This is a genomic window from Spongiibacter sp., from assembly GCF_984394615.1.
The window spans coordinates 17,654-31,119 of the sequence record NZ_CFHTQA010000019.1; the positions used below are offsets into that span (position 1 = coordinate 17,654).

General features: G+C 55.7%; 10 protein-coding genes. 5 read left to right on the plus strand and 5 right to left on the minus strand.

Translation table 11 applies throughout. The features are described 5' to 3' along the window. The first annotated feature begins 193 nt into the window (after positions 1 to 193). Positions 194 to 739, plus strand: coding sequence for a YtfJ family protein (locus AC5DB9_RS08970; protein WP_022960636.1), 546 nt, complete (start codon positions 194 to 196; stop codon positions 737 to 739). An 8-nt stretch (positions 740 to 747) separates the two neighbouring features. Here AC5DB9_RS08970 and AC5DB9_RS08975 read toward each other — a convergent pair whose 3' ends face one another. Then, the gene (locus tag AC5DB9_RS08975; RefSeq protein ID WP_272992618.1) at positions 748 to 2,424 is read right to left on the minus strand and encodes a sulfatase family protein; all 1,677 of its coding nucleotides are present in this window, start codon (positions 2,422 to 2,424) and stop codon (positions 748 to 750) included. 449 nt (positions 2,425 to 2,873) lie between these two features. Here AC5DB9_RS08975 and AC5DB9_RS08980 point away from each other — a divergent pair, with 449 nt between their 5' ends. After that, on the plus strand, positions 2,874 to 3,188 hold the full coding sequence (locus tag AC5DB9_RS08980; protein ID WP_272992616.1) for a beta/alpha barrel domain-containing protein: 315 nt from the start codon (positions 2,874 to 2,876) through the stop codon (positions 3,186 to 3,188). A 99-nt stretch (positions 3,189 to 3,287) separates the two neighbouring features. Then, positions 3,288 to 4,133 (plus strand): alpha/beta hydrolase, encoded by an 846-nt coding sequence (locus tag AC5DB9_RS08985; protein ID WP_483436032.1) that lies wholly within the window; start codon positions 3,288 to 3,290, stop codon positions 4,131 to 4,133. A 63-nt stretch (positions 4,134 to 4,196) separates the two neighbouring features. Here the strand turns inward: AC5DB9_RS08985 and AC5DB9_RS08990 are convergent, their stop codons facing one another. Together AC5DB9_RS08990 and AC5DB9_RS08995 are read right to left on the minus strand one after the other, a co-directional pair. Beyond that, positions 4,197 to 6,722: a TonB-dependent receptor gene (locus AC5DB9_RS08990; RefSeq protein ID WP_272992612.1), complete on the minus strand. Its 2,526-nt coding sequence runs from the start codon at positions 6,720 to 6,722 to the stop codon at positions 4,197 to 4,199. Positions 6,723 to 6,935: 213 nt separating this feature from the next. Then, positions 6,936 to 7,499 (minus strand): lipocalin family protein, encoded by a 564-nt coding sequence (locus tag AC5DB9_RS08995; protein ID WP_272992610.1) that lies wholly within the window; start codon positions 7,497 to 7,499, stop codon positions 6,936 to 6,938. Between the two features lie 188 nt (positions 7,500 to 7,687). Here AC5DB9_RS08995 and AC5DB9_RS09000 point away from each other — a divergent pair, with 188 nt between their 5' ends. After that, positions 7,688 to 8,686, plus strand: coding sequence for a cytochrome-c peroxidase (locus tag AC5DB9_RS09000; protein ID WP_272992608.1), 999 nt, complete (start codon positions 7,688 to 7,690; stop codon positions 8,684 to 8,686). Positions 8,687 to 8,750: 64 nt separating this feature from the next. On the opposite strand, the gene AC5DB9_RS09005 is transcribed toward AC5DB9_RS09000, so the two are convergent. Together AC5DB9_RS09005 and AC5DB9_RS09010 are read right to left on the minus strand one after the other, a co-directional pair. After that, positions 8,751 to 10,895, minus strand: coding sequence for a PQQ-dependent dehydrogenase, methanol/ethanol family (locus AC5DB9_RS09005; RefSeq protein ID WP_272992605.1), 2,145 nt, complete (start codon positions 10,893 to 10,895; stop codon positions 8,751 to 8,753). A gap of 59 nt (positions 10,896 to 10,954) precedes the next feature. Beyond that, a complete protein-coding gene (locus AC5DB9_RS09010; RefSeq protein WP_272992603.1) occupies positions 10,955 to 12,388 on the minus strand; it encodes a coniferyl aldehyde dehydrogenase in 1,434 nt (477 codons plus the stop codon). A 287-nt stretch (positions 12,389 to 12,675) separates the two neighbouring features. Between AC5DB9_RS09010 and AC5DB9_RS09015 the strand changes: the two genes are divergently transcribed. Beyond that, complete coding sequence (locus tag AC5DB9_RS09015) at positions 12,676 to 13,449, plus strand: glycosyltransferase family 2 protein (RefSeq protein WP_272992601.1); 774 nt, start codon at positions 12,676 to 12,678, stop codon at positions 13,447 to 13,449. Positions 13,450 to 13,466 lie beyond the last annotated feature (17 nt).

Here is a 13,466-nt window from a genome sequence, read left to right on the forward strand (position 1 = left end):
TACCCGTCGCCCAGCGCTTCCGCCTGGCGACTTCAACTATTATTATGTAATCGTTTACATAATAAGCAGAGATGGGGGCCAAAAACAAGCCCCGAATAGACGATTGGAGCCCTCGACACACATCTGGCAATGTGCGACTCCCCACCGATGGGCGATTCGCTGAATAGTACGACACCCAAACAAGGAGAAAGCAATGCGTTTTATCGTTATGGCCACACTATTCCTGCTCAGCTTAAGCAGTTATGCCGCAAGCCCAACGGTTGGCGAGCCGATGCCGTCGCTGGAGATTCGCGACAAGGGCGAACTCCACCTTAACGGCAAAGCGATAGACTACCGCCCCTGGGCTACCAGCTCATTGAATGGGGACTGGGCCCTGCTGCAGTACATGGCGGCGCGCCCCAAAGCCAGCAAAGTGAATCGCCACGTTGTCGACGCCGTCTCCGAGAAGCGCGCTCAAGGCGTAGCCGTTAATATTTTCAACATCATCAATGTTCGCGACGTGCCATTCGGCGCGACGGGATTCGCACTCGCCGAACTGGAGAACAATAAGCGGAAATACCCCGACAGCCCGCTGATTGGCGACATGGACAACGGTCGTCAGGCCTGGGAACTCAAACCCGGCGGCAGCGCGATTTTCCTCGTGGACCCCAAAGGCACGCTGCGTTTCTTCAAAGACGGCATTGTCAGCCAGCAAGAGCTGGACAGCCTGCTGACCCTCCTCCCGGCAGCGGATCAGTAAGCTCTCACTTACGGCGCCACCAGCTCGACCACCGGGCTTTCGCGCCAGCCATAGCGCACAGATTTTGAGGCTACCCGGTCGCCCGCTTTAACGGGTACCGGGTCACGATAGAGCAGCCAGCGCCCGTCATTGACGCGATACCCGACCGACGCTCCCTGCGTACCAGCGACTATACGGACCTCACTTTTCGCGGCCGTGTATTCCAGCTCAGGCTTCGCCGTTATCGGCGCCTGACCGCCCGGCCAGAAACGCTCGGCCATCTCGGACTCTTTCAAACTGCCCATATCAGGCACCTCGCGCTGCCAGTGATGCAGCGCCTGCCGCATACGCAGCAAAATCGGGCGATAGGCGGGCAACGATGCGATGTTGCGAACCTCATGGGGATCGAGCTGAGTATCGTAGAGCTCCTCGGGAGGGCGCGGTGCAAACCATTGTGCCTGCTCCGTATTCAACTCCCCCTTCCGCTCTGCCGCCCAGAGTGACTGCATACTGCCCAGATAGTCCCTGAACGCCAGCGGCTGGGCGCCAGGGCGGCCAGACTGGTAATTGCGGATGTACTTGTAGCGATGATCACGCACCGCCCGCTGGCGATCCTCGACCTCATCCATCCGATCTTTCGCGGCATAGATATAGCGCCGCGGGGGATGCCCCCGATCCAGAAAATCCTGCCCGTGCATAAAGGCCGGGGGAGCAACACCGGCCATTTTTAAAATCGTAGGCGCCAGATCCACGAAGCTGATCAAGCGTGAGTCCACCTGACCGGGCGATAACCCGCCGGGGCGGAACGCCTCAGGCCAGTAGATAATCATCGGCACATGCAGCCCCGAGTCGAACAGTTCGCGCTTGGCTCTGGGCAGACCATCGCCGTGATCAGACAGCCAGATAATAATCGTCGAATCCAGCAGCGCCTCTCGCTGCAAGGCAGTCATAATCTCGCCAACACGCCGGTCCATCGTCGCAATATTGTTGTACTGACGGGCAATGTCGCGGCGCACCGCAGGCGTATCAGGGTAGTAAGGCGGCACACTTACCCTCTCTTCGCTCACGGGTGATGGCTCACCCCAATGCCGGTATATCTGCATGGCCGCCATCAGGGCGTGAAGGCCACTGCGAGGCCAGCAGCAACGCGGGAACAGACCGGATTCATGGGTTTCCATGAAATTGTACATACCGAAAAATGGCCGCTGCGCGGGACGATCTCGCCAGCTCACCGGCGAGAAGAGGCTCGATTCCTGATCCCAGATCGTAAACGGCCCCGAGCCCGGCTGTGTTCCCGAAAACTGGTAGTCCAGCTTGTCATTCACATAGGTGTAGTAACCCGCGGCTCTCAACAATTCCGGAAAGGCCTTCAGGTCATGAGGGGGTACCGCGAGGTAGTCGCCACCAAGCCCGTCAGAAGCCCGCATATGCCCTGCTCCAAAACTGTTTTGATGAACCCCGGTAATCAGTGCAGCCCGGCTGGGCGCACAAACACCGGCGGTCGCAAACACCTGATCAAAGCGCACACCATTACTGGCCAGTGCATCAAGATTGGGGGTCTGCGCCAGCGAATCACCGAAGCTGTTCAGGCGCGGGCCAAGGTCCTCGGCCACCAACAACAGAATATTCGGGCGCGCCTGTGCCTGAGCGTTAACCGCGAAGAGCAAAAGCAGCATTGCCATCGAAAAAATGGAGAACTTGCGCATAAATCCTGAGCCCCCACGCCCAAAACAGGAGGACTTTCCGGTCTCAGGCTTGACATTATTATGTAATCGTTTACAAAAACATACTTCATCCCCATCACACAAAACAAGTCTATTGAGAAAGGAGAAGCCCTTACTGCAATACTCAAGCTCGCGAACGGCAGACAGGCGCCTCGGCGCCAGGCAAGCACACGTCGGCCTCATGCCAAATCGATAAAAGCCGCTGTATCACCGGTCAACGCAGTAATACGCGCAATGGCTGGCGGCGCTCACGAATTGGCGGCATTCCCCCTGACCCAAGCAAGCAACACCCCGCCTTCGCTTAACTGTGCTTATCAAAGACAGATGGACTGGCGGCAAAAATACCGAGCCTTGTCACGCTACTGTCCGCAGAGACACGAGCGAAAAGATGGCGTTCGTTTACGTTTTACTCATACCGGGAGTTTTTTGAGATGTTACGAACTTTATATATCGCGCGATTAACAACACAGCTCCGTCGTTTACGCCCTGTCGCGGCATCCATTGTGGCGGCCCTGTTACTCAGCGGCTGTGGCGGCGGTGCCAGCTCCAATGAGAGCTTTGAAAAGTTGATGACCGAAGGCTTCGACTTTGTGCAACTGGGACGTACACTACTGGCCGACCCCGACCTGCCTAAACAGGCTGCAGCTATCCCCAGTAACAGCAGCCGTTGCGTTCACTGTAACGATTGCATTGGCACTATTGAGAGCGACATGGGTATTCACTGCCCACGCTTTTCAGCACGATAACGAAGCCGCAAAGGACTGACGATGAAACTCGATGCCGTTCATCCCGATTTTCGCAAAGCCGCCAAATATTTTCCGAGCATGCCGCTTAATAGTCGACTAATGCGTGCGGTGATTCGCGGCTTGTCCCGCAGCCTGCCAGCGCCTAAATCCATCCCTGAGGTAACAGTAAGCGAAGCAAGGGCCGCTGGCGTTCCGCTCCTCGTCTATACACCGACCACCCCCCCAAACGGAGCCATGCTGTGGATTCATGGCGGTGGCTATGTAATGGGCTCTTACCGCATGAACGGGCCGGACTGCCTGCGTTATGCACGCAAGCTTAAACTGCTGGTTGTATCTGTCGACTACCGGCTGGCTCCTCAAACGGCTTTCCCCGGCCCTCTGGATGACTGTGCGGCTGGCTGGCAATGGATGCAGGATAATGCTGATTCGCTAAATATTCGGCGAGATCGGATTATTGTCGCCGGTCAGTCTGCTGGCGGCGGTTTGGCGGCAGCACTGGTGCAAAAGCTCTGCGATACCAGCCCGGTTAAACCGCTGGGCCAAGTCCTGTACTACCCGATGCTTGACGACCGAACTGTGCTGCGCAGTGATATACAGAATCTCAAACATTATGTCTGGAACCGCCATAACAATCTGCTTGGCTGGCGCGCCTATCTAGGCCAGGAGCCGGGAGGCAGTAGTGTACCGGAATACAGCGTACCCGCCAGGCGCAGCCACTTCGAGAACCTCCCCCCCACCTGGCTGGGTGTGGGAAGTATTGATCTGTTCTTCCAGGAAGACCTGCAATACGCAGAGCAGCTCCAGGCCGCTGGTGTTCCCTGCAATGTGGAGGTCGTAGAGGGTGGACCACATGCTTTCGATGCAATGGCACCAAAATCCCGACTCACGCGCGGCTTTATGCTGAGTCAATATCAATTCATCCGGCAGCTTCTCAGCAGTACCTGATATTACAGGCATAAAAAAACGCGACCTGCAGGCAGGTCGCGTTGTGAGATTGGCAGGCAGCGCTTAGAAGCGGTAACGCACGTCCAGGCCGTAGGTGCGCGGCGGACCGTACTGCTCGGTAATCAAACCCAGGCTTTGGAAGTTAATGCCAAAAGTCGGGTAGTCGTCATCAGTGATATTGTTCACCCAAAGCGAGACACTGAGATCGCCCTGCTTCACCGGGATATCCCGCAGGCTGAGACGGCCATTGACGATTAACCGCTCGTCCATCGGACTCAAGTCATATTGGTAGGGCTCCTCCCCGCCCATGCCATCACTGGTCACCGAACTCACAAAACCAATGGAGTTCCACTGGTCTTGCCAGGTAGCGTCGAGGAAAAGATTAAAGGCCCCGATAGACGTTGTGGCGAAGGTGTAATCCAAGCTGGCATTCACCTTATTGCTCGGTGAATTACTGCGCTTGGCAAGATCGTCGGCCTCAATACAGGTATTGGCATCGCAGGTATCGGGATACTCTTCAAAATCCCCGTGGATATAGGAATAACCCAGACTGACCACCATATTCTCTATCGGCGCGGCAGACACCTCCAGCTCGCCCCCCCAACGCTCGGCGCGGCCGGCATTGATGATCGTGGTGGTTGCCTGGCCACCCGGGGATATCGACACGGTACTCGTCTGCATATCATCGTAGTCATAAGCGTACAGCGAACCGTTCACGCGCAGCCGGTTTTGGAACCAGTCAGACTTCACACCAACCTCCAACTGCTTCATCAGCTCTTCTTCAAAGCCGTTATCGAACACTTCACCATTAAAACCGCCGGAACGATAACCGGTTGCATAGCGAACGAAGGCATTAAGCTGATCCGTTACATCGTAGGCAACGGTGGCGTTATAACTGAAGTTGTAAAAGTGATTATTGCGATTTGCCATCTGCGCGGGCGACAAGCCAAACGGAGTCAGGACAGCACCAAAATCATAGTCGATAGCCTTCTTCTCTTCGGTATAACGCAGCCCCACGGTTAGCGCGAGCCGATCACTTAAACTGGCAAAGCGATAGGTGCCCTGTGTATAGGCTGCACGCGCCGCGGTATTGAGCTCATATTTCTGGGCTTGGACACCCGCCAGCGGCGACGAGAAATTAGCTCGCCGATCGAACTTTGATTCGTCGCCAAACCAATACAGGCCCAACACATAGTCCAGTTGCTGAGTGGCACCCAGCCATTGGAGTTCTTGCGAGACCTGTTCGTAATTCGACAGCGTATCCTGCTTGGTGTGACCGGCACCGTTCAAATCGACAGCGTCCCACAGTACATCGACCCCAGGAAAGCTGGCTCCTCCGCTATTAGCGTAATACTGTAGCAAAGTAGCGTGTAAGTTATCGTTGTAGGCGCCGATCCCATTTGCATCGAGGCTGCTATCGATGTCGTCGATATCCCCAAAGACATAGGTTTCAATATCGCGATACGCCGTGATGGATTTGAAGGTGACGTCCCCCAGGAAACCTAGCTCACCGAGATTCCATTCTGCAGTAATCGCATGCCCGTTGGACTCATTCTCACTGGTTGGCGTGTCATCAGCCCAACCCCCATCCGGTCGCCCCTCGCCGCGAGCTTCAGCGCGTTCATACGCCGCTATTGTTTCATTGATCGACGGTATCCATCGCGCGGCGATCCGGGGATCTGCAACCGGATTCAGGTTAAAGCCCTGCGCTGCAGGCAACACCGTATTTCGCAGGAAATCAACGCGATTGGTGCCCTGCGTTGTCAGCGGTGTAAACCCCACCACTTTCTGCAGAGAGCCGTTCTCATCCAGCTTGCTGTAGTCATAGGCGTAGTCCACCACAAAGCTGTCGCTCAGATGCCAGCGCAGAGCACCGCGCCAGGCCCGGCGATTCAGGCTGTCGAAATCTCCGCCACCGGAGTAGTTGTCATAGAGGCCGTCCCGGTCTTTGAACATAAAGCTCACGGCGGCATCAAGCCGACCGGCGCCTTCGCCAATCTCACCAATCGAGTCAAAATCGACATTGGTCTTCAAGGTGCGGGCGCGGTAATTACCAATACCCACCGTAACGTCGGCGGCAAATTCACCCAAGGGCTTGCGGGAAATCACATTCAGCGCGCCCGCCGTGGAGTTGCGGCCATAGAGCGTGCCCTGCGGCCCGCGCAGAATCTCGATGCGCTCGATCTGGGCAACGTCCATGGCGGTACCCAGCATTTTGCCGACATACACACCGTCGACATACATGCCCACCGCCGGGTCCAGAGAAATATTATTGGCGCCGCCAGCGGAAACGCCACGAATGCTCATGCCCAAGGCGCCTCGCGAACCGGGGACGGTTGCACCGCCCATGCCGGGAATGGAGCCAAACATATCTTCTGCGTTGGTAATGCCGCGTTTGTCGATGCCATCGCTGGTCAGTGCGGTAATGGAGATCGGCGTATCCTGCAGGGATTCGACACGTCGTTCGGCGGTGACCAGAACTTCTTCCAGCACCTGTGCCGACGCGCTCAACGGCTGGGTAACGGCCAAGGCGATGGCGACCGGCAGCGATGCCCGTGCCAGTCCGGACAGTGCGTCCATCTTCTTCATGCTTCCACTCCCTTATCATTGTAAGTATGAGAGTTGCTTCTCTCGTTATTGTTATTGCGATTGCTGCATGTAAGTTACGAGGTATTAGCTACCTCACACATACAGTTAGCACCGTTTCTGTGCACATGCAATCTGCTAACGGGAAGTAGGAGCGTAAGTAAAATATGAAACACCCAAACGGGTGAGACGCTCAGAACGGGGTTCTATGGCAGCTCAATCGCCCTGAGGGAAAGGCGCTCGGCGCGACTCGGCCTCTGGCCACTGCTGCGGCTGCATGCGGAATTTTGCCATGTCGTAGCCCATCTCAGCGATACGCATTCGCAAAGCCTGCAGGCGCGCTTCCGGCAAACTCGGTGAGCGCGCCATCAACCAGACATAGTCTCTCGCGGCGCGTGCAATGATGGTTTCGCGGTAATCCTCGGACACATAGGCAATGCGATAATCCGCCTCAAACGGCCAAATGAATTGCATCTTCCATTGAGCATTACCGGTGCCGGGAACGACCTCCGCTGTGGGCCGATAAGTTTTCAGCGGGGATGAAAAACTGCCGTCGCGAAACTGGTAGGCAACTGCAACGCCCCCGTCCTCACGCAAGGCATAACTTTCGATACCGTTGTGAGCGTTGCGCTCAGGGAACAACGGTATGAAGCCGATGACGTACCAGTCTCCCATAAAGCGCTCAAGATCAACGCTAGCGGGCACGGGCAGCGCCTTACGTGGACTGGCACACGCCAATAGCAGCGAGATGGGCAATGCCAATAAAACCAAGCGACGCATAGTGTGCTCCAGATAATGAGTAGCTAGCATCACTACGCTGGCAGCAGCTAAACAGAGCACCTGCGGCAGGAAACGCCGCGCTATTCATTGTTAAAATCTATTCTGACGATAGGGACTACGAATTTCACCGCGTCGCAACACGCCGATAGAATTGCAGCTTTCTTTTTTTGTTAGGGAGCGTAAAAGCCGTGTTCAAGAAGACTCTTGCCATTGCCTGCCTAAATATTGCCGGGATCCTCGCGGCGACATCAGCAGCGGCCGACGCCGGGCTTCGCGCCCAGGCTCAAACTTTTTTCAAACCCCTGCCGGAAAGCATGCCGGGGGCAGAGAACGACAGCCCCGCGCTGATTTCACTCGGCGAAAAACTCTATTTTGAAACTGCACTGTCGATCAATGGCGAGCAGTCCTGCAATAGCTGCCACCAGATCAACAATCAGGGCGCCGGCGTGGACAACAACCCCACCTCTCCGGGCGCACTGGAAGGCCGCTTTGGCAATCGCAACTCACCCAGTGTGTTTAACGCTGGCTTCCATCTCGCCCAATTTTGGGATGGCCGCGCCGCTGATCTGAAAGAGCAAGCCAAAGGCCCGATCCTCAACCCGGTAGAAATGGCGGTACCCGATGAGGCAACTGCAGTGAAACGACTGCGCAAGGCCGGTTATGAAGACGCTTTCGCCAAGGCGTTCCCCGGCGAAGACAGCGCTCTGAACTACGACAATATCGCCGCTGCGATTGCCGCGTTCGAACGTACGCTGATCACCCGCGATCGCTTTGATGAGTTCCTGAAGGGCAATGACACCGCCTTGAACGCACAAGAGAAACAAGGCCTGAAAACCTTCATATCAACCGGCTGCATTGCCTGCCACAGTGGCGCGCTGCTGGGCGGCTCCATGTATCAGAAAATGGGTAGTGTGCATCCCTATGCCAATACCGAGGACAAAGGCCGCGAGGAACTGACCGGCAAGGCCAGCGACCGCTATGTGTTCAAGGTGCCGTCACTACGGGATATTTCCCGCACCGCCCCCTATTTCCACGATGGCGCGGTGGCGACACTGGACGAAGCGGTCAAGCAGATGGCCTGGCTGCAACTGGGTCGCGAGTTGAGCGATGCCGATACCGCCAGCATCGTCGCGTTTCTAAACGCGCTGGAAAACACACAGCCGGTCACCTTGGCCCAAGCCAAATAGGACGGCCCGCCCAAACAAAAAAGCAGCCCGAGGGCTGCTTTTTTTATTCCTGAGAACGGCGCGCTTACCGCGCGGGCACCAGACGTTTCTCGCCGCGCTCATGCCCCAGCCGTGCCTGCTCAATCACATAGGCCTTAATCGCTTCGGCCTCGCTCTCCGATACAAACTCGCCACGAGCGGGCATTCCTAACGACGCCATCGCACCATCGCGAACGATGGCCTGCCAGCTATCACCAAGATCGTTGATACGGTAGCGCAGGTCACGGATCAAACCGGCACTGATCGCATTGCCGCCGTGACACACGGAGCAATACAGATTAAACAGCTCTCTTCCTTCCGCACGCTGTTCGTCCGTTCCCGGCTCCAGCGTCGGCTTTGGCAGTCGCTGCTCAGTCACCTCAACGCTTGGCAGCTCCGCCTCGGCCCCGAGCTTGTAGACCATCAGTCGGCTGATATTAATCATATTGCGCGGCCCGGAAACCGCCCCGTAAGGCAGGCCACTGATCCCACCCCAGCCTTGCGCCACCGCAATGTACTGCTCTCCATCGAGCGAGTAACTCATGGGCGACGCCATCAATCCGCCCTGAACATCTGTTTGCCACAGCACCTTGCCGGTGTCGGCCGCCCTCGCCCTGAAGATGCCGTCCAAATCGCCCTGGAATAACAGATTCCCAGCCGTCGACAGCAGACCGCTACTGGAGAAATAGCCGCCCTCGGCGCGCCAAACCTCCCTGTTACTGGCCGGATCGCGGGCAACCAGCACCGATTTCAGCAGCATTTCGCCCATTTGCGCACGCTGCTCAACGGGAACCGCGTCGGGGACTTCGAGCATAGGAGCGATGGCATAGTTGGTATTCCAAACACCACCACGATCCTTTGCGGAAAAGTCATCGGCGTAGATCGCCCCCGACACCATTGCGGGAATATAGACCAACCCAGTTTTCGGGCTGTAGCTCATGGGCTGCCAATTGTGGGCACCGCTGGGCGCGGGCTGGATCATGCCCGGGAAGCTACCATCGCGCAGCCCCGGTGCCTCAACCGGGCGACCGGTTTCCATATCGACATGACTGGCCCAGTTCACCGGCATGTACTTTTCAGCAGACAGCAACTCGCCCGACTCGCGATCCAGCACATAAAAGAAACCGTTTTTCGGGGCTTGCATAATGACCTTGCGCGGCTCGCCATCAATGGCGATATCCGCAAGAATCATGTGCTGGGTGGCGGTGTAATCCCAACTGTCGCCGGGCGTGGTCTGGTAGTGCCAGACATACTCGCCGGTATCGGCCTTCACCGCGACGATGGAGGACAGGAACAGGTTATCCCCCTTGCCCTCACTGCGGATCTTACGGTTCCAGCTGGAGCCGTTGCCCACGCCGATATACAGCAGGTTCAGCGCCGGATCGAAAGCGAAGGAATCCCAGGCCGTGCCACCGCCCTTGCCGTTCTCCCACCATTGGCCGTACCAGGTTTTGGCTATGCGCGCTTGCGTCGCATCTTCAAAACCCTCTGCAGGATTGCCCGGCACCGTAAAGAAGCGCCAGCGCTGCTCACCGCTTTCGGCATCGTAGGCCGTCACATAGCCGCGAACCCCGAGCTCGGCACCCCCGTTGCCGATAATCACCAGACCGTTAACAATGCGTGGCGCGCCCGTCACGGTGTAAGGATCCTCAGTGTTCAGCCGGGTATCGACCTGCCAGACCAGTTCGCCGGTGTTGCGGTCCAGGGCATTCAGGCGTCCGTCATAACTGGCGGCATACACCTTGTCCCCCCACAGAGCGGCACCGCGATTCACCGCATCACAGCAGCCTCGAACGCCGTAATCCTTTGGCACCTTGGGATCGAAATGCCACAGCGGTTCACCGCTTCTGGCATCGAAAGCCAGTACATGCCCCCAGGATGCGGTTACATACAACACGCCATCGGCCATCAGCGGTGTCGCTTCAATACCGCGGCGGGTGGGCAGTGGTGCAAACCAGGCGAGCCCCAGTTCCTTAACCGTCTGATCATTAATTTGAGTAAGCGGGCTGAAACGCTGCTCGGCATAATCGCGGCCATGACTCAGCCATTCCCCTTGCTCGGCGGACACAATTCTTGCGCCGGTCACCGGCTGCAGGTCCGGCTCATTATTTGCCACGGGCTCGCGACTGCAAGCTGACAGACACAACACGGCGATGGCGGCACACGCCGCCCGTTGAACATTACGCATCATTCCCCCGAATGTTTATTGTTTTGCTGTGTGGGAAGACAGAGGGCCGCAGCCCTCAGAATTCAGGACTTCAATTTCAATAGCAGGTTGTAGAAGCGGGTTGCGAAACGGCCATAGGGCGGCCGCAACCAGCGCATGGGCGAGAAACCCGGCTGGTAGAAGACGGGACGCAGCTTGCTGAACGTCACGAAACCTTCATAACCGTGATAATGACCCATGCCACTGCCACCCACGCCGCCAAAGGGCATATCGTGCTGCGCCAGATGATACAGGGCGTCGTTAACCGTCACCCCACCCGACATGGTGCGCTCGATATACTGCTCGGCCAAGGCGCGGCTATTCGTGAAAGGGTAAAACGCCAGTGGCCGATCATTGGCGTTGATGTAAGCAATCACTTCATCCGGCTGTTCATACTCCATCACCATCAGCAGCGGGCCAAAGGTTTCGCGCTGACGAATGATCATTTCCGGCGTGGTATCCAGCACCAGGTGCATGGCGAGCTTGCGCAGCTCGGGATCGGACTCCGTTTCGTTCAGACACAGCACGGTCGCACCCTTGTCACGCGCATCCCGCAGGGTGCCCTGCAGACGCTCAAAAGCACGCTCGTCAATAATCGCCGTGTAGTCCTTGCTGCGAATATCCGGGCAGTGTTTCGCCGCATACGCTTGCGCCTCCTTGATAAAGGCCTCGCGCTGAGAACGGTGCACAAACACGTAATCCACGTTGGTGCAGATCTGCCCGGCGTTGAACTGCTTGATAAACATGATCCGCCCTACTGCTTTCTCAAGCGGGTAGTCGGGGTCAATTACCGCCGGGGCTTTGCCTCCCAGCTCCAGCACCACCGGCGTCAGATTCTGCGCCGCCGATGCCATCACTGAACGGCCGGTCTGGCCCGACCCGGTGAACACCAGCAAGTCAAAGGGCAGCTTGGAAAATTCAATGCCAACGCCGCCGGTTTCCTCAAAGAATTGCAGTTTCTCCGCAGGGAAATAGTCGGCGCTCAGTTTGCACAGCAGCGCCGTCAGCGCGCGCGAGTTTTCCGACATTTTCACCATCGCGCGGTTACCCGCGGCAAACGCCTGGGCAATGGGCACAAAGCTCAGATTAATGGGGAAATTCCAGGGGACAATAATACCGACCACGCCCAGCGGTTGTGGAATCACCCGGTTTTTACCACCGGGAAACATGCTGTGATCGACATGGCGCTTCTGCACCCGCATCCACTTTTTGAGGTGCTTAAGGGTGTCGTTAATTGAATCCGCCACCGAAATCACCTCGGCAAACAGACTCTCATGACGGGATCGGTTACCGTAATCGCTGTTGATGGCCTCAATAATCGCCTCGCGATTTTCCATCAGCATCCGCTTCAAACTCCGCAGATCCTCACGCCGCTGCTCCCGACTTGGCACCGGCGCCGCCAAATAGGCAGCGCGCTGATTGTCGTAAACATTGCGCAGCGCCGCCGCGTTGTCCGCCGCAGATTGAATCGCGTTCATCAGCCCATCTCCTTATCATTGTATGGTGGCTCGCCCGCCTTGGCGGACGCCACAGGCACGGATTGACGATGATACTAGCGACAGGCTTGTCGGCTTGCGATGAGATAAAAGGACAGATTTGCGCTTTGATGAAATAATGTGATAATCGTAACGTTAGTGGCTCTAAGCCTACTGAAAACTATGCAGTATTTTTTTATTCTTTTATTATTAGCTCCCGACTGGCCGCCTGATACGGCGTAGCTAGTTTTTTATGGACTTCACTAGCAAAACTTGATCACGCGGAAACGATGAAAAAAATATCAGTCATAACCATCAACTTCAATAACGGGAATGAGTTGATGGAAACTATAGCAAGCGTAGCCGCACAAAATCTCGAATATATCGAATATATCGTTATAGATGGCGGATCAACTGACTCTAGTGTAGACATCATAAATCGTTATAGCCAAAAAATTGACTACTGGGTAAGCGAAAAAGACAGAGGTATATATCATGCTATGAACAAGGGGATAGAAAAGTCCAGCGGAGAATATCTTATATTTTTAAACTCAGGAGATATATTCTTATCCCCCAATAGCTTAAAAGACCTCACCACCCCCTTCCCCGAGAAAGACTTGGTTTACGGAGACTTACTCATAGAAAACGATGCCTCTTCTAAAAAGAAGAGTTACCCAGACACGTTACAGCTCAGCGACTTCTATGTGAACAGCCTCCCCCACCCTGCAACGCTAATTAAAAAATCACTATTTGATAAGATCGGTCCGTATGATGAAAACCTCAAAATAGCTGCAGACTGGAAGTTTTTCTTGATTTCTATCTTCAAAGAAAACGCTAGCTATGAGCACAGAGAAGTGCTAGTTACAAAATTCAACCTGAAAGGAATCAGCTCCAAGCCCAGCAACCAGTCAATAGCAAAAATGGAAAAAGAGCAAACTCTAAATGGAGCCTTCCCCCGCTTAGCAAAAGACATTATTGAATTACAACGACTTAGAAGACTAGAAAGAAAAGCAAAAAAAAACCTCATTTCTCGAATACTATTAAAAAAGTACTTAAAAATCTAAAACACATGAAAAAACCA